This window comes from uncultured Henriciella sp. (assembly GCF_964005855.1).
Lineage (GTDB): Bacteria > Pseudomonadota > Alphaproteobacteria > Caulobacterales > Hyphomonadaceae > Henriciella.
In genome coordinates, this window is the sequence record NZ_CAXFSW010000020.1 from 1 (window position 1) to 19,535 (window position 19,535).

Here is a 19,535-nt window from a genome sequence, read left to right on the forward strand (position 1 = left end):
GTCTCTCGAAGACTTACTTGAATATGAAATTGATCACGAACTAACAGGCGAACTGCGAGATGTTTTCGAAATTGTGAACTACCTAAACGCGATGCAATGGGCGGTGGATGCGATCAAGAAAAAGCCGATTACATTGAACCTAATTAAGGAAGCCCACGCAATTTTGTTATCTGCGGGTCGCGGCGCCACCAGAGGACCCGGCGATTTCAGACAAAATCAGAATTGGATTGGATCAGCTGGCTGCGAGATTGATGAAGCTACATTCGTACCTCCTTCAGTGCCGCTGATGAAGGAAGCTCTTTATGAGCTAGAGAAATACATCAACACGCGTGACGGTCTGCCCGACCTGGTCCAATGCGCGTTAATTCACGCCCAATTCGAAACCATCCATCCATTTTGGGACGGCAATGGGCGACTCGGGCGGATGCTAATCACACTGCTACTTTGCGAACGTGAAGTTCTCGAGCTACCAGTTCTCTATCTGAGCTTATATTTTAAAAGCAATAGGGAAGAATATTATCAGCGACTTCAAAACGTACGCGACAGAGGTCAATGGGAAGAATGGGTGATATTCTTTCTTCGCGGCATAACCGTCACCTCTCGCTCTGCCCTAAACGCGGCTAAAGAGATTCGGGCACTCCGAGAACGTATGGTTAGCGAATCCAAAGCGATCACCAAAAGCCCAAGTGCCGTGGCGTTTGGTGAGTTTTTATTCCAACGATCGTACATCACGGCAAATTTGGTGTCTAATAACCTAGGAGTCTCACCGCCCACCGCAAACAACTTAATCGATGCTTATGTTGATGCAGGCTACCTTGTGCAAGCAAATAGCGGGAGACGAAATAGGGTATTTGCATTCAAACCTTATCTCGACATCCTACACGAGTGCGCAGACGATCTCACTGAAGTTCTAGGCGAACAGGATCACTTAGCTACAAATTCGTGAATAGCGGAGACTGGACAGTGACCCGAAGCGAAACTCGTTAGGGCTGCTTCGTTCCCGACCTGACCCGGTTGGCGAGGACTTCGTCCACCGCCAGCCTCCTATGGCCCCATATCGCGTTTTGAAAGCGGGGTGACAAGGGGGCGGATGCTGATAGGTGTTGGTCATGGCTAATACGACCAATTCCGATTTCATTCCGCTGGGCGCGCGCCCGATTGACCGCGCCGGCCATCACCGCACCGATCCTGACTGGCTGGCCGAGGCCTATAAGCGCGAGGATGTGCTTGTCCTGCTGATGCAGGGCGGGCTGCCGCTGCTGGCCAAGGATGGCGGGCTTGTCTGGCTGGGGCCGGAGGCGGTGAAGCTGGCGCCCGAAAGCGAGCCGCTATTCCTGGGGCTCGACAAGAATGGCACGCCGGTCTTCGCGGTGGAGATGCCCGGCGATTTCGATGTCGAGGCCTCCCTGATTGCCGGGACGGGGGAGTTTACCGATTTCCGCCAGGCCATGGGCCTGATGAGCGAGATGGAGGCCAATCTCGCCTCCACGGCGCGGTCGCTGTTTGAGTGGCATCGCTCGCACCGGTTCTGCTCGCGCTGCGGGGCCGAGAGCGCGCGGGTCGAGGCGGGGTGGAAGCGGGCCTGTACCGAGTGTTTTGCAGAGCATTTTCCGAGGACGGACCCGGTCGCCATCATGCTGGCCGTGAAGGGCGACCAGTGCCTGCTGGGCCGACAGAAGATGTGGCCGAAGGGGATGTGGAGTTGCCTCGCCGGTTTTATCGAGCCCGGTGAGACGCTGGAACAGGGCGCGGCGCGCGAAATCCATGAGGAAGCGGGCATCCACTGCGACCCGGCAAAGACCGAATACCTGTTCTGCCAGCCCTGGCCGTTTCCATCCTCGCTGATGATCGGCCTCATCCTGCCGGCCGAGAGTGAGGAGATCGCCGTCGACAAGGAAGAGCTGGAGACCGCGCGCTGGTTCTCGCGGGGCGAGATAAGGCGGGTGCTGGCCGGGGAGCATGAAGAGATGTTCGCGCCCCCGCCCTTTGCCGTGGCGCACCACATCATGAAGGAATGGGCCGAACGGGAGGATTAGGCGGCGCCCTTCCCCGTTTACAGGTGAGGTGCCCGGCAGGGCGGAGGGGCTTTTGCGCCGCCTGCGGAACGCGCCGCCCCCGGCTGGCGTTTGGCTTTCTTTCCCATGGAGCACCCTTCAAGATGGACCTTATCCGCATCATCCTGTCGATCCTGATCCCGCCGCTCGGCGTGTTTCTTCAGGTTGGGCTCGGCCTGCAATTCTGGCTGAATATCCTGCTGACCCTGCTCGGCTATGTTCCGGGCCTGGTTCACGCCATCTGGATCATCGCGCGCCGATAGGCCGCCGCCTTCAGGCCACCGCGAACACGCTCAGCCCGCCCGGCCCTGCGCCGGCGCGGGCTTTTTGTGCTGGGCGGGATGTAAGGGGCGCGGGCTGCCGCGAAAATGCGGGCGCCAGATATAGGAAGACCCTGCACTGAGGGGGAAGTGCAGGGTCTTCAAGCCGGAAGTGACAAGGCGGGGTGAGGGGAGGAGGGATTTTGCCTTGTTACTTCAGAACCTCCGGCTGGTCTGTGTTATGTCTGAACAATGAACTTGCGCGGGAGTGGTTCCCGGCGGTTGCAGATTTTTTTCACCAGTCACGCGAAAAAGATGAAATCGCCGCCAGATCGCCCGTCATTGCGGGGATTTCCGGGCGAGTGAGGGCCGCCGCTGCTTTGCCCTCGCGGAAGGGGGCGCGCGCCTCTATATGGGAAAGACGCGCTGAATACGGGGAGCGACAAGGATGGACAGGCTGGATGCGATGCGGCTCTTCCTGCGGGTGGCCGATACGGGGAGTTTCTCCAAGGCGGCCGCCGATCTGGAAATCGGCCAGCCCACCGTCTCGCGGCGGATACAGGACCTTGAGGCGCAGCTTGGCGCCGATCTTTTCCTGCGCACGACCCGCGCGTTGAGCCTGACCGAGGCGGGCCAGAGCTTCTATGCGCGGGCGCGCGGCATATTGGAGGCGTTCGAAGCGGCAGAGGCGGAGGTGCGCGGCCTCGACAATGAGCCGGTCGGCCAGCTGCGCATCAGCGTGCCGCATTCGCTGTCGCGCGTGGTGATCGCGCCGGCGCTGGCAAGCTTCATGCGGCGCTATCCGGACCTGTCTCTGGATGTCATTTCCGACGATTCCTATACCGATATCGTGCAGGAGGGCGTCGATCTCGCCTTCCGGCTGGGCGAGCTGGCCGATTCCAGCCTGATGGCCAAGCGGATCGCGCTGAGCCCGCGAAAGCTCTGGGCCTCACCCATCTATATCGCGCAGCTGAAAGGCGTGAGCCGGCCCGGCGAGCTGACCCCGGATGAGGCGCTGTCGCTGCGCCAGCAATCGGGCGCTGCGGTCTGGACGCTCACCCATGGCGAAAGCGGCGAGACAGACAGTGTGCGCGCGGCAGGCCGGTTCAGGGCGTCGTCCGGCGACATGCTGATCCAGTGCGCGCAGGACGCGCTCGGCTATATCCTGGCGCCGGACTGGCTGGTCTGTGAGAAGGTGCGTGAGGGTCAGCTGGCGCGGCTGCTGCCGGAGTGGGAGGCCCCTGCCCTGCCGCTGAACGTGGTGTGGTCCGGCGGCAAGCTGAAAGGCAAGGCGCGGCTGCTGGCCGACCATATCGCCGAAGCGATGAAGGCGAAGCAGCTGAGCGAGGCGGCGGGCGCCTGAGCGCCGGTCTCCGGCTAGACCTCCATACCGTTGGCACCGGCGCGCATCAGCAGCTCGCGGGACAGTTTGAAACCGACGGGTTTGCCGAGAAAAAAGCCCTGCGCATACTTTATGCCGAGCGCGCGGAGCGCATCGAATTCCTCTCGCGTCTCAACACCTTCAGCAATGATGACGGCGTCTGTCTGGTGCGCGAAATAGCGGAGGGCGGCGATCATGGCGCGGGAGACGGGGCTGTCATGCAGGCTGTCGACCAGCGACCGGTCGAGCTTGATGAAGTCGGCATTGACGCCAAGGATATGCTGCAGGCCCGCGCAGCCAGAGCCGGCATCATCGAGCGCCACCCGCACACCGAAGGTGCGAAGCGGATCGAGCGCGGCCCGCACCGCGCCATAGTCGCTGATCTGGGCATGCTCTGTCAGCTCTATGATGAGCCGGCTGACATCGAAGGCCAGCAGCGTGTCGGCAAACCGCGGGTGGAGGATGGTTCCGGCGGAGACATTGATCGACAGGCGGACGTCTTCAGGAAAGATCTTCGCGCTGGTGAGCGCAGCTTCGATGAGGGCCAGTTCAAGCTCGGCCAGAAGGCCGACCGACTCCGCCTCCTCGAACCAGCTATAAGGATCACGCTCAGGGTCCGTGGGAAAGCGCGCCAGGCACTCAAAGCCGAGGATGCGCGCATTGGTGATGTTCCAGAGCGGCTGATAGGCGATGGAGAACTGCTTCCTTGCGATAAGCGTCTCGATGCGCTCGCGCGTCTGGCGGGTCTGGTGCTCGTGTTCCTCCTGCTGGGCGATCTGGGCCCCGGCGATTTCCGCAAAGAGGCGCACCACGCCGATATCACGGGCGTTCAATGAGGAATTGGGCTCTGTGTCGAGGCAGCAGAAAAGGAAGCTGAATTCACCTTCGCGCGTGCGGATGGGCACGCTGATATGGGCGCCGACCGGCAGGAGATGGGTGATCTGCATGTCGCGGGTAACCGGATGGCAGGCCGCGTCGGGAAGAAGCTGAGGAACGCGGCCGTCCAGAATATGCTGGCAGTAGACCTCACTGACGTCGCGCACGCTGCCGGGGTGCATCGCCGCCTCAAAACCGGGCGCATCGACATAGACCAGGTGGCTCTTGTCGCCATCAACCCTGGAGATATAGGCCATCTTCATTCCGAGATGCCGGCGCGCCGAATTCAGCGTCGACTGGATGACGCTTTCGGGGGCGGGGCCCGCAGGGCGGTATTCATTCAGACGGAGGCCGGTATCGCCATCCGACTTTCCCCCTCCGGCGCTCAACTGAACCATTCCAAAACCATCCCTGACACATCCCGCAAAGGCGAGGCCGGCCCAACGGGAGAGGGAAAGCCTGCCGGCAACCCCATCACCCCACACCGCGCGCCGCCCTCGGCTCAGACTCACGCGGCGAATGTGTGAGGCGCTAATTGACGGCGGCTCTACAGAAAAGCGGAAATTTCCCTGAAATTTGGCCGAGCTTCCGGTAATTATTGAACGCACCCAGAATAGAAAAATCCCAGTGACCACCGAGGTCCAGAGGCCCCAGCCAGAGTATCTTGAAATTCTTGAAGTTTTAAATTTTGAAATATTCAGAACTGGCAAGAAGGCCTGAGAGCAGGCGAAATAAAGGCTGGAATATCTCTCAATAAAAATTGTGGAAAAAATGACATCTTAGGTCACAAAACTGGGACCTCTGGGCGGTTTTTGCGCACGACCGCCGGTGCTTCAGAAAGAAAAAAGCCCCGCAGCGCGGGCTGCGGGGCTCTCGTTTTCGTCCGGGAGCACGGGTCCACACGGGGGCCCATGCCGGAGGGTGAAACCTAGTCTTCGGTTTCCATTTCCTCTGCCTCGCCGGCGTCTGCTTCGGCCCCGGCCTTGTCCGCCTTCACCTCTTCGATCCAGGTATCGACGCGGCGCTCAAGGATTTCGAGCGGCAGGGCACCGCCACCGAGGATGGTGTCGTGGAAGCCCTTGATATCGAAATCGTCGCCAAGCTCCTCGCGGGCATGTTCACGCAGTTCGAGGATCTTGATCATGCCGATCTTGTAGGCGGTGGCCTGACCCGGCATCACGATATAGCGCTGGATTTCCGAGCGGGCCTGCGCGTCGGTGACGGCAGCGTTTTCGGTGAAGTATTCAAATGCTTCCTGCTCGGTCCAGCCCTTGGAGTGCAGACCGGTGTCCACCACGAGGCGGATGGCGCGCCAGATTTCAGAGCCGAGGCGGCCGAATTCGGACTGCGGCGTCTGGAAGGTGCCCGGCATTTCGCTGGCGAGGCGTTCTGCATAGAGGCCCCAGCCTTCGGAATAGGCGGTGAAGCCGGCCTGCGTGCGGAATTGCGGGATGTCCTGCAGCTCCTGCGCAATGGAGATCTGCATGTGGTGGCCCGGAAGCCCCTCATGATAGGCGATCACTTCCAGTTCCCGCTTCGGCATGGCGGTCATGTCCGACAGGTGGGCGTAATAGGTGCCGGGACGCGACCCGTCCGGCGTACCGGGATAGTAGTGCTGGGCAGCGCCGTCCTGTTCGCGGAAAGGCTCGACCCGTTTCACGACAAGGTCAGCCTTTGGCAGAATGCCGAAATAGTCCGGCAGCTGCGTCTCGATATTGTCGATGGCCGCCGAGGCGTCAGCGATATACTGGTCTGCGCCTTCATCATTGTCTTCGTAATAAAGCTCACGGTCATCGGTGTTCTCACGCAGATAGACGAAGAATTCCTGCAGCGTGCCGTCAAAGCCGAACTCTTCTTTCACCGCTTCCATCTCGCCCTGCAGGCGCTCGACTTCATCAAGGCCGATCTGGTGGATTTCGTCTGCGGTCAGGTCCGTCGTGGTCGAGACGTGAAGGCGGTAGTTGTAATAGTCCTCTCCGCCCGGCTGTGAGGTAAGGCCCGTCGGGTTGGACGGGGCGTCTTCAAGCTCTTCCGTGGCCCAGTCGATGAGGCGCTGATAGGCAGGCTGGAAGTCTTCCAGAAGCGCAGTTCTGGCAGCCTCGGTCAGCTCTTCGGCGCGGGCTTCATCAATCTCACCGGCGTCCTGGAGATTGGAGATTTCCATTTCGATGTCGGCCCAGAGGTCGGACGGCTCCCCGTCGGTGAACGGCGCTCCGGTGATGACTTTCTCAGCCTGATCGATCACGCCTTCGAGGGCGAAGTCAGGCGTCTCGACGCCGCGGCTGGCGCTTTCCTTGGCGACGTCCAGAAGCTGGTCGCCAGCGCGCGCGCCCTCGCTGATCCGCGAGATATAGGCTTCCATGTCGCTTTCATTGTCGACCCGGTGGAACTGGATAAGGACGGTGGGCAGGAAGCTCTGCGCGCCGTTCATCTGGTCGAAGGTGAAGCCGTTATAGAAATAATCGAGGCCCTCTTCGGCGCGCTCGGCCTGATATTTCCAGACGTCCCAGGAATTCTTCGCCTCCTGGGTCAGGGCGTCATAGTCGAAATTGGCTTCCATCTCAGCGACACTGTCGAGGCGCCACTGGACCTGTTCCTGGGCGGCCTCATAGGACATATCGTCGATTTCGTCATTGCGTTCCTTGCGGCCAAGGAAGGTGAGCTGGATGGGGCTCATCATCACCAGCTCTTCATATTTCTCATCGAACCAGGCGTTGAGACGCGCGGTTTCCGTTTCCTCTGCCGCGTCGTCTGCAGCTTCGGCCTGCGCGGAGTCCGCGCCTGTTTCGGCGCTGGTGTCCTGCTGGGGCGCGGCAGACTCACCGCAGGCGGCCAGAATGAGAGCAAGGGCTGTGGCAGTCGCAGACAGCGTGACACGCATTAGGGAAACTCCTGTTCTTATCGATTTTCGCTAAAGAGCAGGATTTTGGTTCAGATGCAAGGCAAGAGGGCGAATTCGACCTCCTGCCTTACAAATTCAGGCATAGCGCGTGCGCAACATGGCCCAGATCGCCCGCAGACCGCAGGCTGCGCCGCCTTCCGGCCGGCCATATTTGCCCTCGCGCCAGCCCCAGACATCGAGATGGACCCAGCGGCGCGCATCCACGAACTGTTTGAGGAAAATGGCGGCCGTAATCGAACCGGCAAAGCGTCCGCCGGAATTCTGCAGATCGGCCACCGAGCTTTTCAGCATCGACTTGTAAGGGTCCCAGAGCGGCATGCGCCAAACAGGGTCGCCCGACACGGTGCCGGCGGCACTTATCGCGTCGGCAAGGTCCCCGTCATCTGTGTAGAAGGGCGCAAGATCGGGTCCGAGAGCGACGCGGGCCGCGCCTGTCAGGGTGGCAAAGTCAACGAGAAGGTCGGGGTCGCTTTCACAGGCCCGGGCGAGCGCATCGCCAAGGATGAGGCGGCCTTCGGCGTCTGTATTGTCGATCTCCACCGTGAGACCCTTGCGGGTCTGCAGGATGTCGCTGGGGCGGAAAGCATCGCGCCCGATCGCATTCTCGACAGCCGGGACGTAGAGTTTGAGGCGCACGGGGAGGTTGGAGCTCATGACCAGCCGGGCGAGCGCGATGACATGGGCCGAGCCGCCCATATCCTTCTTCATGAGCTTCATGCCGGAGCCGGGCTTGAGATTAAGACCGCCCGTGTCGAAGGCGACGCCCTTGCCGACAAGGGCGAGTTCCGGGTGGTCGTCATTGCCCCAGGACAGCTCCATGAAGCGCGGGGCTTCGGCCGCAGCCCGGCCGACCGCGTGCACCATCGGATAATTCTCGCTGAGAAGATCGTCGCCCGTGATGACGCTGAGATCGGCGCTGAACTCCTCGGCCAGGGTCTGTATAGCCGTTTCTATACCGGCGGGGCCCATATCCTGGGCCGGTGTATTGATAAGGTCGCGCAGGAGCGAGATGGCTTCGGCTTCGCGGTCGAGGGCGTCGGCATCCTCGCCGTCACCGATAACGAGGCGGGGCGGATTGGCTTTCGTCTTCAGATAGCGATCAAACCGGTAGGCCCCATCGGCCCAGCCGGCCGCGATATTGGCGAGCGGCTGGCCGCCATCGCGGGCCACCTCATAGTCGCCAGCCGGCAGTTTTGCAGACAGCGCCGCTGCCGCGAGCGCATCGGGCCTGTCTCCCAGCCCGAAGAGGACATCTGCGATCTCCCCCTCGCTGTCAGCGAGGATGACCATTTCGCCGGTGCCTGCCTTGAAGCCCTGTGCCCTGGCCTGGGCACGAAGCGCAGCGGGCAGATCGCCGGATGCGTCGTCCCACTCGCCCGCGCGGAAAAGATGCAGGCGGGCGGGAGTTTCGGCGCTGGCCGTGAACGCTTTGTGCATGGAGAGGGCTCTTTCGAAGGTCTAAGAGGTTAAGGCTATCGTCACCTCAGTTAACTGATCCTTGAGGCTTGAACGCGCAAGGTGGCGGGTGAAACAGTTTCCCCGAGAGGTCGCACGATGTCACTCAAACGAGCGTCTTTTTATTCGGTTTCCTTTTTTTGCATCGCCCTTGCTTCGGCCTGCGCGTCCGGTGCGGGCGGCGACGCCGCTGAGCTGAATGCGCAAGCGTCTGCAGACGCGGACTATGAGGAACAGCTGGCCCCGGCCACGCCCGAGGAAATCGCCGAGATCGAACGCGCCGATCCGCTGACGCGCGCGAATTTCTGGGCCGCCGAGTTCCGCAAGGATCCAAGCAAGCTGGAGACGACCATCCGCTTTACGAGCGCGCTGCGGGAAATCGGCAGCCATGAGCGCGCCATAGATGTGCTGACCAAGACAATACCGCTCCATCCGCGTTCTGATGCACTGCAGCTTATCATGGGGCGCGCCCTGATGAGCGAGAACCGGCCGGGCGAGGCAGCGGAAGCCTTCTACCAGGCCACCGTGATCGCGCCCGGCAATGCGACCGCGCATGCCGCCCTGGGCGTCGCGCTGGACCGGCTCGAGCGCCACCGCGATGCGCAGACCGCCTATGTCCGCGCGCTAGAGCTGGAGCCGGAGCGCATTTCGACGCTGACCAATTACGGCCTTTCGCTGGCACTTTCGGGCGATCTCGACGCGGCCGAGCGTGAGATCCGGACGGCTTACGCCCTGCCGGGCGCCGATGCACGGGTGCGCCAGAACCTTGCCCTCATCCTTGGCTTGCAGGGCGAGTTCGACGCCATGCGTGCCGTCGATCCTCATGCGCCCGACCGCACGGTGGAGGCCAACCTGTCGGCCATCCGCGCCATGCTGGCGCCTGCCCGCAGCTATGAGTCTCTGGAACGCGAGGAGGCAGATGCCCCTGCCCCGCAAATCCAGCAAGTCCCGGAAGAGGCAGAACCGGACCGCCGGGCCGTGCCGCAGCTGCGCGGCTCTCTCAGCCGTTAGAGGCAGCCCCTGGCGCGCGGCGCCGTCTAGCGATCGGCGCTGACCGCGGCGTTGCGGGCCTGCATGTCCTGATACTTGATATAGGCCGGGCCGAGCACGACGAGGAACAGGACCGGCAGGAAGAACAGGATCATCGGCACGGTGAGCTTGGCCGGAAGGGCTGCGGCCTTCTTCTCGGCTTCGGACATGCGCATGTCGCGGTTTTCCTTGGCCATCACGCGGAGCGCATCGCCGAGCGGCGTGCCGTAGCGTTCGGCCTGCATCAGCGCCAGACAGACCGATTTGACGCCCTCATGGCCGGTCCGCTTGGCGAGGTTTTCATAGGCGGTGCGCCGTTCCTGCAGATAGGCAAGCTCTGCGGTGGTCAGCTGGAACTCTTCGGCAAGGTCCGGGGATGCCGCGCCGATTTCCGCGCCGACCTTGGCGAAGGCAAGCTCAATCGACATGCCGGATTCGACACAGATCAGCAGCATGTCGAGGGCGTCCGGAAAGGCCTGCATGATGGATTTCTGGCGCTTCTGGGCCAGGTTCGAGACGTAGAGGTTCGGGGCGTAGAACCCCGCGGCGGCGCCAAACACGACCGCGCCGATCTTCATCTGCGGATTGAGACCAAGATCGTTGATGAGAAAGATGTAGACGAAGGCGAGGAAGGCCATCGCAAGCGGCAGGACGAAGCGGAAGAAATAGAAGATGGCGAGCGGGCGGGGCCCCCTCAGGCCCGCCTGGACCAGTTTGTGCTCGACATTGGGGTCTTCGAGCATCTTCTGCAGGTTGAGCTTGCCGGTAATCTCGCTGATCCGGCCGGAATTGTCTTTCTTCAGGCCCCGGCGCTCCAGCGCAGCGCGGTTGGCGCGGCGAAGCTTCTCACGCTGTGTCGTGACCTGTTTGAGCCGGGTTTCCAGCCGGTCGCCTTTCAGCAGGGGCAGGCCGAGCGAGACAATAGTCGCGAACATGGCCACGGCGGCCAGCAGCGAGGCCAGCATGGCCGGGTCGGAGAGGGAGGTGATGAAGTTTCTCATGCCCCGCCCCTAGATGTCGAAATTGATCATGCGGCGCATCACGGTGACGCCGGTAAACATCAGGCCCACACCCATGAAGAGGATCATGTGACCGGTCGGCTTGTAGAAAAGCTCCATCATGTAGCTGGGGGTGGTCATGAACACCATGATGCCGACCGCAAAGGGCAGCGCGGCGATAATGCCCGCAGACGCCTTGGCTTCAGAGGACATGGCCTTGATCTTCTCGCGCATCATCTTGCGCTCGCGGATGACCTTGGAGAGGTTGCCGAGCGCTTCGGAGAGGTTACCGCCCGACTTGGACTGGATAGTGAGCACGATGACGAAGAAGTTCACCTCCGGCAGGGGCACGCGCTTGTAGAATTGCTGAAGCGCGCGTTCGATCGTCGTGCCCATCTGGATATTGTCCGTCAGGGTCTTGAACTCAGCCCCAAGCGGCGCGGGGCTTTCGCGCGCAATGATGCGCAGACATTCGGTGAGCGGCAGACCCGATTTGACGCCGCGCACGATGATGTCGATGGCATCGGCAAACTGGGCCGTCATCTTCTTGTAGCGGCGCTTGGTCAGAAAGCCGAGCAGCCAGCGCGGAATACCGAGAAAGCCTGCTATGGCCCCTGCAACGACCATGGCGGGACGTGACTTGATCTCGATCCCCGCAATGGGCGGCGGGCCTTCTGCGCCCGACAGGAAGGTCAGGACAGCGAGCACGAGGCCGAGCACGGCGCTGGCGATCCAGAAGGTTTCGGGCTTCATGTCGAGGCCGGCCTGGAGAAGCTTGCCGCGAATGTCCTGTGGCAGCAGCGACTTGCGCCGGGCCTCATCACGCTCACGCAGTTTCTTGAGCATCTGCTGGGTCTGACGGCGGCGCTGGGAGGCCGCGTCCTGCGGCTGGCGGGACTTGTTGGCGGACCTGCCATCCTTGAGCTGCCTGGCCCGCTTAGTGGCCGTGTTGCCATCCGAGCCGGTCAGCGCAAGGCCGATCCCTGCCAGCGCCACGAAGGCGAGACCGGCAACAAGGTATATCATGAGGTCGCCGCCCAGCATCAGGTTTCCAGCGCATCGATCGCCTTGGCGAGATCGCGCTCCATATTGTAGTAGGCCGCACGTTCCCAGAAGCGGGGCCGGCCGATGCCTGTGCCGCGATGGCGGCCCTTTACCCGCCCATTCTCATCCTCACCCTCGACCTCGAATTTGAGGACGTCCTGAAGGATGATCGTGTCGCCTTCGAGGCCCATCACCTCAGTGATCTGCATGATCCGGCGCGAACCATCGCGCAGCCGCGAGGCCTGAACCACGACATCGATGGAGCCCACGATCATTTCGCGGATCGTCTTTGCCGGCAGCGAGAAACCGCCCATTGTGATCATGGATTCCACACGGCTGAGGGCTTCGCGCGGGGTGTTGGCGTGCAACGTGCCCATGGAGCCGTCATGGCCGGTGTTCATGGCCTGCAGGAGGTCGAACGCCTCCGGTCCGCGCACCTCGCCCACGATGATCCGTTCCGGGCGCATCCGCAGACAGTTCTTGACGAGATCGCGCATCGAGACCTCGCCGGACCCTTCGATATTGGGCGGGCGGGTTTCGAGGCGCACGACATGCGGCTGCTGAAGCTGGAGTTCGGCGGAGTCTTCGCAGGTGATGACGCGCTCTGTCGGATCAATGAAGCCGGTCAGACAGTTGAGAAGCGTCGTCTTACCCGAACCGGTCCCGCCCGAGATGAGGACGTTGCAGCGCGAATGGCCGATGATGCGGAGGATTTCCGCGCCCGCTTCGGAAATGGAGCCGAACTTCACAAGGTCAGCGAGGCGCAGCTTGTCCTTCCGGAACTTACGAATGGTGAGCGTCGGCCCGTCAATCGCAAGCGGCGGCGCGATAACGTTGACCCGCGAGCCGTCAAGAAGACGCGCGTCACAGATGGGTGAGCTTTCATCGACGCGGCGGCCGACCTGGGACACGATGCGCTGACAGATATTCATCAGCTGGGCATTGTCGCGGAAGCGGATATTGGTCCGCTCGATCTTGCCGTTGACTTCGATATAAGTGGTGTCGGCGCCATTCACCATGATGTCGGCGATGTCGTCGCGCGCCAGAAGCGGCTCAAGCGGACCATAGCCGAGCACGTCGTTACAGATGTCGTCGAGCAGGTGTTCCTGTTCGGAAATCGACATGACGACATTCTTGATCGAGATGATCTCGACGACGATGTCGCGGATCTCCTCGCGCGCGCTGGCCGCATCGAGCTGGGCAAGCTGGCCGAGATCGATCGTGTCGATCAGCGCGTTGAAGATGGTCGTCTTGGTCGCGTAATATTCTTCAGACCGGGTGTCGACGCGGTGCACGCGTTCTTTCGCCATCTCCGGCGGCGGCTTCGATGCTGCAGGTTTGCGGCTGGCGGCATCGGGCGCGCCGGCCTGTGGCGGCGGCGCGGGCTTTGCCGGTTTCTCGGCGGGCGGCTGCTGGGGGCGCGCAGCAGGTTTAGCCGGCTGCTGCGCGGGCGGCGCGGGCCTGACTGCATTTGCTGAGCGTTTTCCAAAGGACATAAGGCTTTCCTAGTCCCGATTACTTTCCGAGGAGTTTCTTGAGCAGCGACTTTTCGGGCTGCATGGTCTCGCGGCCAGACAGCGTGGTGGCGAGCTGGTCGATGGCGACAGCCGGCTTGGATTGCGGATCCGCCTCGGAAATCATCTGGCCCTTATTGGAGGCCGTGCCGAAGAGGTGGGGATCGAAAGGCAGGACGATCTCCGGCTCTGCCTCGATGGCAGCAGCAAAATCCTTGATCGGGATTTCGGGACGTTTGGGCACGCCCATCATATTGATCACAAGGCGTGGCGGACGGTCATTCGGACGCTGGGTCTTCAGCTTGTCCAGCATGTTCTTGCCATTGCGCAGGGAGGCGAGGTCCGGCTGGCAGACCAGGATCACCTCATCGGAGCTGATCAGCGTATTGTAGATCCATTGCGACCAGCCATGCGGCAGGTCGAGCACGACATAGGGCATGAGGCGGCGCACGCCTTCGATCACCGTCGAATAGGCCGAGGCGTCGATGTCCATCAGCTGGTTGACACTGGCCGGGGCCGTAAAGAGGGAAAGCCGGTCTGTCGCCTTGGCCAGCAGGCGGGAAATCACCGCGTCATCGGCGCGGTCAGGCGCCATCAGCGCGTCGGCAATGGTCTGCTGGGTCTCATGGTTGAAGTCGAGCGAGGTTGTGCCGAAGGAAAGGTCGAGATCGACCAGTGAGGTGCTGACGCGCGCATTCTCGGCCAGAGACCAGGCGAGATTATGGGCAATGGTCGAGGCCCCTACCCCGCCCTTGGCGCCGACCACGGAGATGGACTTGCCGACAAAGGGCGCGTCCGGATCGGTGAAGATGTTGGCGATGGAGCGAACCATCTGCACCGGCTCAATCGGTGGCACGAGATATTCACTGACGCCGCGGGCGACGAGCTGGCGGTAGAGCGCAATGTCATTGGTCGCGCCGACCACCATGACCTCAACGCCTTCCTCACAATGGCCGGCAAGCTCATCGATCTGGGCGATCATCTGGCTGGCCGGCGCCGAGGATTCGACAATCAGCAGGTTTGGCGTCGGATGTTCGGCCAGGTGTTCGATGGCGGCTGGGATTCCGCCGGGAATGATCTCGACCGTGGCATTCGACATGCGCCGGTCACTCTGGACGCGGTCGATAATGGAAGAGACGCGGCGCGTCTCGCAGAAGGCCAGGACCGAGATCGCCGGTATCGCGCGGTCGCCGCCTTCATAGGCTTCCATCGGGGGCAGTTCGACCCGTGAGCCGGCCTCAGCATCTTCCTCGCCGCGCGCGCCAGTCAGCTGTCCGACAAGGTCACCGGAGCGCTTCGGCTCGTCGTCAAAGTCGAATTCATCGTCGAAAAGTGCGTTCTCGTTGGTCATGCTTTTTCAGGCCCTGAATCCGTCCCTAGTTCACCGCGTTCGAGATGGCGCCGGTTTCAGCTTCGCTGCGCTCTGCTGCTGTCGACTCACCGGTGCGATAAAGTTCAAGCTGGTTCTGGCGGCGTACAATGTCGCCCTCCTCGAGCGCGCGCTGACCGAGAAGGTCAGCTGGCTCTGCGATCATCGCCGCCTGGTTCACACGGATCGAACAGCCCAGGGTCTCCATGTCGTTATTGTTTGTAATGTCGGAAAACTGCACTGCGGACTTGGGCGGGCAGTAAGGCGCGATGGCCGTATAGGCCTGGAAACTGAGCAGCAGGGGCGCATCGCGGCGGCCGGCCGGATCGTAGGCCCGTGCGCGCAGGTCATCATAGGCAACACCCTCGGCCCAGGCGATGTCGCGCATTTCGGACACAGCGGCAACGGCATAGGGATCAGCCCCGAGACTGGCGGGCACGGAAACAACAAGCGGTCCATGGCCGCGCTGGCGGTAATCTGCGGCAAAGGCACGGATGCGGGCATGGTCAGCCGGATTGATCCAGGCATTGCGCGCATCGACGGCCACCTGGATGGAGCGGATGTCCTCGCCGACACCGATCTCATTATTGTCGAGCGATGTGCCGGTCAGATAGGCAGGCGGAATGGACCCGTCCGGGCCTGAGGCGCAGGCCGCCGTCAGCGCGGCAGCCGCGAGCGCGAGGAAGAGGTGCGGGCGATGGGTCAGGCGCATCTTTCTGTCTCCTATTCCTCTATGAAGCCCACGGGCGCGTTGTAGTTCTCGCGGCTCAGCCCCTGACCGTCACGGCCATACTGGGCATTAAGCGCGCCGAAGAAGATGGTCTGGGCATCGCTGGCATTGGCAAACCCGTCGGCCGGCGTGCGCAGATTGTTCTTGGAGGTCGGATCGACGAGGTAAGGCGTGATGATCACCACAAGTTCAGTTTCCTCATTGAGGAAGTCGCGCGACTGGAAGAGGGCCCCAAGCACCGGAAGGCGTTTCAGGCCCGGCAGCTGGTCGAGCGACTGGCGCGATCGGCTCTGGATCAGGCCGGCGAGCATCATGGACCCGCCGCTTGGCAGCTCCACCGTGCTTTCGGCGCGCCGGACGGTTAAGGCGGGAATGGACAGCGAGCCGGCGGCCTGGAAGGCCCCCTGCGTGGTCAGCTCAGAGACCTCGGTCGAAACCTTGAGCGAGATCCGGCCTTCGGAGAGGACCACTGGTGTAAAGCCGAGGCCGACACCATAAGGTTTGAATTCGATGGTCACACGGCCGTTTTCGTCCTGCCCGGTCGGGACAGGGAATTCGCCCCCCGCCAGAAATTTCGCGCTTTCGCCGGAAATGGCGGAAATGTTGGGCTCTGCGAGTGTGCGCACAATACCAACCCGTTCGAGCGCATCGATGCTCGCACCGATCGTCGTCCGGCGGCCATCGGCGTCAGTGGTGGTGTAGCTCGGGTCGAACCCCAGCCCACCGAGGGCCCCGCCCTGCACCGCGAGAGCCGTTGCCGAGGAGAGGTCGAAGTTGACGACATCTTCAGGGTTGCCACTCCTCTGCGCGTTGATGTCGATCCCGAGCTGTTTGACCAGAGAGCGCTGCATCTCGACGATGCGCACTTCGAGCATGACCTGGTCCTTGGCAGCCACAGAGAGCATGTTGACCGGCTCTAGTTCGTCGTCGCCGGAATAGGCCCGTATGAGGCGCATGATCTGATCGGACTGGACGATATTATCGACATTGCCGCTGACGACCATATTGCCGCCGACGCTTTCGACGGAAACGCGCGCGCCCGGCACATAGCGCTCGACAAGGCGTTCCAGCGCGGCTGTGTCGGCGTTGACGAGGATTTCAAGGTTGAGGATCGGCTGACCAGCACGGTCGAACAGGAAGGCATTGGTTTCGCCTACCTCGATACCGCGGAAGATCAGCCGCTGCGCGGTCTGGACCACGGCGTCTGCAATTTCGGGATTGGTGATCACGACGTCGGCGACCGGCCGGTCGAGTTCAATGACTGTCGATTTGTTGAGCCCGAGCCGGATCGTCTGCGAGACATTGGTCTCACCCGGCTCCATGATGGACACGCCCATCAGATTTTGTGCCCCGGCCGGGACCGGAGCGTGCAGCAGGCCTGCCGCGCAGGCCGCAATAAGTGTGCGCCAGAGTGCGCTCATCAGCTTCCCCCGCTCGCGCTGCCATTCTTGAAGACACGGACCCCGCCGCCACTTTCGGCGCCATTGCCATCCAGCAGGCTGGTATTGGCGGTGGGCTGGCCGTCATTCTCGTTCACATCTGCCACACTGCGCAGCGACAGGGCGATTGACCCCATACGGCTGGAATGGGCGAGGAGTTCTGCCTGACGCGGCTCAAGCTCCAGCGTTGCGGTCGAGCCTGTCAGCGCCGGCGCGCCGTCGGCGCCCTCGCCGAAAATCTGGTCGATGGCCAGAACGCGGGCATTCTTGATCACCGTGCGCGTGAGCGTCGTATCGCTCATGCCGCGATCACCCATCACCTCGACATTGTAGGTAAGGATGACATCGACGCGGTCATCGGGGAGGATAAAGCCGGCGGAGGCCGTCTCAGGCGAGATCTCTACGGAGATGGCCCGCATGCCGGGCGCGAGAAGAGCGGCCATGAAGCCGGTCTCGCCTTTCTTGACGACCTTCTGGGCAACAATTGGCTCGCCTTCCAGAAGCGGCGTTTTCACGACGCTTCCGGCGAGCTCCTCGACGGCCTCGGGATCGGCGTCCTGGGTGTAATATGCGGGATTGAGGGCGCTTTCGGGCCAGTCGGCCCACTGGAAATCTTCAGGTGTCAGAAGCGAACCGGTCCGCATTTCGGCCGCTGCGACGAGGACCTTGGTGGCGGACACCTCAACCTCACGCTCGATCACCTGTGGCGCCGTATCGACCCGCTGTGCCGGCTCATTCGACATGCCACGCACCAGAAACGCTGCGCCGATCGCGGCCATGGCGGCGACGACCAGTATGATCAGGCGCATGGGAGACATCTGATACCCCTCCGGCTCGAGACAGGTCCGCGAAATCGGAACCCCTTCAGCCTGCACTTTTGCATCCACAGACTAAGGCATAGTTAACCCGCTGGAATTGCTCAGAAGTTCAGGTATGAGAGGAGCGGTGAGAAGGGCATGGCATAGATGGCGCCGCCCGCAATTGCGACGCCGTAGGGCACGCCGTTGCCCGGCAGCAATGTCTCGCGCGCAAATGCGGGCGCGATATGGGCCGGGACAAAGCGCCGGGCGAAAATGACAGTGAGCGCCAGAAGCCCGCCAAGCACAGCCATCGCCGTCATGAAGGGGATCGCAGCGGCAGGCCCGAGCCAGAGCATGACGCCGGGGATCATTTTGGCGTCCCCGCCGCCAAACACGCCCAGCGAGAAGAGGAGGACGGAAATCGCGAAAGCCGCGAGGCCTGCGAGCAGATGCGCGCCTGCCACATCCCAGCCCGGCGCGGTGATGATGACCGCCGGAATAAACAGGAAGGCGATAATTGCATTGAGACCGTTCGATATGGTCAGCGTCTCCACATCCTTCACGGCCGCGTAAAGGCAGAGAACGATAAAGACGCTGGCAAAAAGAGCGGGGATCATGGCGATGGCTCGCTTGGTCTTGGCGGGACGGGTTTCAAGTCTAGAGGCGAATACTTGACATCGCTCTAACGAAAAGAGCCGTCGGGGCGCCCCGACGGCTCTTATTCATTCGGTCAGTCGAAGCTGACCTGTAGCCATTACAGACTAGCCCAGTTCAGGCTTAGCTGCCGGTGTTCGTCATGCCATCGGCAACGGACTGGAAGGTGTTGCTGGTGGTACCACCAAGCGCCGAAACGGCACTGATGATCGCGACGGCGATCAGGGCAGCAATGAGGCCATACTCGATAGCGGTTGCACCCGACTCATTCTTGAAAAAACGTACAAGCTTTTGCATTTGGAGACTCCATCATCATGCATTTATGATGTTCCGAATATCTTGTTCTCGTCGGAACGTGGTCTGGTCTAGAGACTCCAGATAAATATCACGTAAATCGGTCGGTCGAATTTCTGAACAAGTGATCCAAATCGGTTAACCAAAGACTTGGGCGCCGGTCTGTATTCGGGCCTCACTCGCCGCGTTAGGCTTCGCGAAACCTTCTGGATGATAAAGGTGAAGAAACCTTTCGCAGGCCGATGCAGGAGAGCCCGCAATGCAATGCTTCCCGAAGATGATGGCCATGGCGCTGACAGCAGGCGCATTCTGCATGAGCGCCGCGGCCCAGCAGATGACGGTGGAAACCGGAGTCACCAAACCGCTTCGCCTTTCACGGCCTGCCGCAAATGTCGTTATCGGGAACCAGAACATTGCCGACGTCGCCGTCGCGGACCCTCGCATGATCCTTCTGACCGGCAAATCCTTCGGCACCACCAACCTTATCGTATTTGACGCGAACAATAATATTCTGGTCGAAACCAATGTCGTGGTGACGACCAATGCGGCCAATCTCGTAACCATCAATCGGGGCGGAAACTCCTATACCTATGACTGCGCGGACGAATGCCGGGACGCCCCGGTCCTGGGCGATGATCCGCAACACTTCTCGCGCTCGCTGAGCCAGGCCGAACAGCTCCAGCGTCTGACGGAGAACTAGGCGCGCTCGCGAATTCGAATAGCCAATACGTTTAAA

At 61.6% G+C, this 19,535-nt stretch carries 18 protein-coding genes and 1 other RNA gene; 6 read left to right on the plus strand and 13 right to left on the minus strand.

Features of this window, described 5'->3' with window-relative positions; genetic code table 11:
- A partial coding sequence (locus tag ABNU55_RS13920) for a Fic family protein (protein WP_348764484.1) occupies window positions 1–946 on the plus strand: 946 nt, incomplete at its 5' end.
- A 2-nt stretch (window positions 947–948) separates the two neighbouring features.
- Here ABNU55_RS13920 and ffs read toward each other — a convergent pair.
- Window positions 949–1,045: signal recognition particle sRNA small type (gene ffs / locus ABNU55_RS13925), an RNA gene on the minus strand.
- 64 nt (window positions 1,046–1,109) lie between these two features.
- On the opposite strand from ffs, the gene nudC reads away from it, so the two are divergent.
- From nudC to ABNU55_RS13940, 3 genes are all read left to right on the plus strand, one after another.
- Window positions 1,110–2,036: an NAD(+) diphosphatase gene (gene nudC / locus ABNU55_RS13930; RefSeq protein ID WP_290754536.1), complete on the plus strand. Its 927-nt coding sequence runs from the start codon at window positions 1,110–1,112 to the stop codon at window positions 2,034–2,036.
- Between the two features lie 122 nt (window positions 2,037–2,158).
- On the plus strand, window positions 2,159–2,317 hold the full coding sequence (locus ABNU55_RS13935) for a YqaE/Pmp3 family membrane protein (protein WP_290754537.1): 159 nt from the start codon (window positions 2,159–2,161) through the stop codon (window positions 2,315–2,317).
- Window positions 2,318–2,762: 445 nt separating this feature from the next.
- Window positions 2,763–3,677, plus strand: a complete 915-nt coding sequence (locus ABNU55_RS13940) for a LysR family transcriptional regulator (protein WP_290754538.1) — start codon at window positions 2,763–2,765, stop codon at window positions 3,675–3,677.
- 14 nt (window positions 3,678–3,691) lie between these two features.
- Here the strand turns inward: ABNU55_RS13940 and ABNU55_RS13945 are convergent, their stop codons facing one another.
- The 3 genes from ABNU55_RS13945 to ABNU55_RS13955 all read right to left on the minus strand — a co-directional run bounded on the left by ABNU55_RS13945 (window position 3,692) and on the right by ABNU55_RS13955 (window position 8,910).
- The gene (locus ABNU55_RS13945; RefSeq protein ID WP_290754539.1) at window positions 3,692–4,969 is read right to left on the minus strand and encodes an EAL domain-containing protein; all 1,278 of its coding nucleotides are present in this window, start codon (window positions 4,967–4,969) and stop codon (window positions 3,692–3,694) included.
- Window positions 4,970–5,499: 530 nt separating this feature from the next.
- Window positions 5,500–7,452, minus strand: coding sequence for a DUF885 domain-containing protein (locus ABNU55_RS13950; protein ID WP_290754540.1), 1,953 nt, complete (start codon window positions 7,450–7,452; stop codon window positions 5,500–5,502).
- 96 nt (window positions 7,453–7,548) lie between these two features.
- Window positions 7,549–8,910 carry a leucyl aminopeptidase family protein gene (locus ABNU55_RS13955; RefSeq protein ID WP_290754541.1) on the minus strand — a complete coding sequence of 454 codons (1,362 nt, stop codon included), beginning with the start codon at window positions 8,908–8,910 and terminating at the stop codon, window positions 7,549–7,551.
- 117 nt (window positions 8,911–9,027) lie between these two features.
- Between ABNU55_RS13955 and ABNU55_RS13960 the strand changes: the two genes are divergently transcribed.
- Entirely contained in the window at window positions 9,028–9,939 is a 912-nt protein-coding gene (locus ABNU55_RS13960; RefSeq protein ID WP_290754542.1) for a hypothetical protein, read from the plus strand.
- 26 nt (window positions 9,940–9,965) lie between these two features.
- On the opposite strand, the gene ABNU55_RS13965 is transcribed toward ABNU55_RS13960, so the two are convergent.
- From ABNU55_RS13965 to ABNU55_RS14005, 9 genes are all read right to left on the minus strand, one after another.
- On the minus strand, window positions 9,966–10,958 hold the full coding sequence (locus tag ABNU55_RS13965) for a type II secretion system F family protein (protein ID WP_290754543.1): 993 nt from the start codon (window positions 10,956–10,958) through the stop codon (window positions 9,966–9,968).
- Window positions 10,959–10,967: 9 nt separating this feature from the next.
- Complete coding sequence (locus ABNU55_RS13970; protein WP_290754544.1) at window positions 10,968–11,981, minus strand: type II secretion system F family protein; 1,014 nt, start codon at window positions 11,979–11,981, stop codon at window positions 10,968–10,970.
- Between the two features lie 17 nt (window positions 11,982–11,998).
- Entirely contained in the window at window positions 11,999–13,495 is a 1,497-nt protein-coding gene (locus ABNU55_RS13975) for a CpaF family protein (protein WP_348764485.1), read from the minus strand.
- A 19-nt stretch (window positions 13,496–13,514) separates the two neighbouring features.
- Complete coding sequence (locus tag ABNU55_RS13980) at window positions 13,515–14,864, minus strand: AAA family ATPase (protein WP_290752945.1); 1,350 nt, start codon at window positions 14,862–14,864, stop codon at window positions 13,515–13,517.
- A gap of 25 nt (window positions 14,865–14,889) precedes the next feature.
- Window positions 14,890–15,594: a CpaD family pilus assembly lipoprotein gene (locus tag ABNU55_RS13985; protein WP_348764486.1), complete on the minus strand. Its 705-nt coding sequence runs from the start codon at window positions 15,592–15,594 to the stop codon at window positions 14,890–14,892.
- A gap of 11 nt (window positions 15,595–15,605) precedes the next feature.
- On the minus strand, window positions 15,606–17,033 hold the full coding sequence (locus ABNU55_RS13990; RefSeq protein ID WP_290752938.1) for a type II and III secretion system protein family protein: 1,428 nt from the start codon (window positions 17,031–17,033) through the stop codon (window positions 15,606–15,608).
- Entirely contained in the window at window positions 17,033–17,869 is an 837-nt protein-coding gene (gene cpaB / locus ABNU55_RS13995; RefSeq protein ID WP_348764487.1) for a Flp pilus assembly protein CpaB, read from the minus strand. The genes ABNU55_RS13990 and cpaB overlap by 1 nt, the downstream gene beginning before the upstream one ends.
- Before the next feature lie 101 nt (window positions 17,870–17,970).
- Window positions 17,971–18,468 carry a prepilin peptidase gene (locus ABNU55_RS14000; RefSeq protein WP_348764488.1) on the minus strand — a complete coding sequence of 166 codons (498 nt, stop codon included), beginning with the start codon at window positions 18,466–18,468 and terminating at the stop codon, window positions 17,971–17,973.
- 160 nt (window positions 18,469–18,628) lie between these two features.
- Window positions 18,629–18,802, minus strand: coding sequence for a Flp family type IVb pilin (locus ABNU55_RS14005; RefSeq protein WP_290752928.1), 174 nt, complete (start codon window positions 18,800–18,802; stop codon window positions 18,629–18,631).
- 256 nt (window positions 18,803–19,058) lie between these two features.
- Between ABNU55_RS14005 and ABNU55_RS14010 the strand changes: the two genes are divergently transcribed.
- Complete coding sequence (locus ABNU55_RS14010) at window positions 19,059–19,499, plus strand: pilus assembly protein N-terminal domain-containing protein (RefSeq protein WP_348764489.1); 441 nt, start codon at window positions 19,059–19,061, stop codon at window positions 19,497–19,499.
- The last annotated feature ends 36 nt before the right edge of the window (window positions 19,500–19,535 follow it).

What these genes read in the sequence shown, in the direction of transcription:
- ABNU55_RS14010 (WP_348764489.1), top strand. Translation starts at nt 19,059, where the DNA reads ATGCAATGCTTCCCGAAGATGATGGCCATGGCGCTGACAGCAGGCGCA.
- ABNU55_RS13960 (WP_290754542.1), top strand. Translation starts at nt 9,028, where the DNA reads ATGTCACTCAAACGAGCGTCTTTTTATTCGGTTTCCTTTTTTTGCATC.
- ABNU55_RS13955 (WP_290754541.1), bottom strand. Translation starts at nt 8,910, where the DNA reads ATGCACAAAGCGTTCACGGCCAGCGCCGAAACTCCCGCCCGCCTGCAT.
- nudC (WP_290754536.1), top strand. Translation starts at nt 1,110, where the DNA reads ATGGCTAATACGACCAATTCCGATTTCATTCCGCTGGGCGCGCGCCCG.
- cpaB (WP_348764487.1), bottom strand. Translation starts at nt 17,869, where the DNA reads ATGTCTCCCATGCGCCTGATCATACTGGTCGTCGCCGCCATGGCCGCG.
- ABNU55_RS14000 (WP_348764488.1), bottom strand. Translation starts at nt 18,468, where the DNA reads ATGATCCCCGCTCTTTTTGCCAGCGTCTTTATCGTTCTCTGCCTTTAC.
- ABNU55_RS13975 (WP_348764485.1), bottom strand. Translation starts at nt 13,495, where the DNA reads ATGTCCTTTGGAAAACGCTCAGCAAATGCAGTCAGGCCCGCGCCGCCC.
- ABNU55_RS13970 (WP_290754544.1), bottom strand. Translation starts at nt 11,981, where the DNA reads ATGATATACCTTGTTGCCGGTCTCGCCTTCGTGGCGCTGGCAGGGATC.
- ABNU55_RS13990 (WP_290752938.1), bottom strand. Translation starts at nt 17,033, where the DNA reads ATGAGCGCACTCTGGCGCACACTTATTGCGGCCTGCGCGGCAGGCCTG.
- ABNU55_RS13965 (WP_290754543.1), bottom strand. Translation starts at nt 10,958, where the DNA reads ATGAGAAACTTCATCACCTCCCTCTCCGACCCGGCCATGCTGGCCTCG.
- ABNU55_RS13935 (WP_290754537.1), top strand. Translation starts at nt 2,159, where the DNA reads ATGGACCTTATCCGCATCATCCTGTCGATCCTGATCCCGCCGCTCGGC.
- ABNU55_RS13980 (WP_290752945.1), bottom strand. Translation starts at nt 14,864, where the DNA reads ATGACCAACGAGAACGCACTTTTCGACGATGAATTCGACTTTGACGAC.
- ABNU55_RS13940 (WP_290754538.1), top strand. Translation starts at nt 2,763, where the DNA reads ATGGACAGGCTGGATGCGATGCGGCTCTTCCTGCGGGTGGCCGATACG.
- ABNU55_RS13950 (WP_290754540.1), bottom strand. Translation starts at nt 7,452, where the DNA reads ATGCGTGTCACGCTGTCTGCGACTGCCACAGCCCTTGCTCTCATTCTG.
- ABNU55_RS13985 (WP_348764486.1), bottom strand. Translation starts at nt 15,594, where the DNA reads ATGCGCCTGACCCATCGCCCGCACCTCTTCCTCGCGCTCGCGGCTGCC.
- ABNU55_RS13945 (WP_290754539.1), bottom strand. Translation starts at nt 4,969, where the DNA reads ATGGTTCAGTTGAGCGCCGGAGGGGGAAAGTCGGATGGCGATACCGGC.
- ABNU55_RS14005 (WP_290752928.1), bottom strand. Translation starts at nt 18,802, where the DNA reads ATGCAAAAGCTTGTACGTTTTTTCAAGAATGAGTCGGGTGCAACCGCT.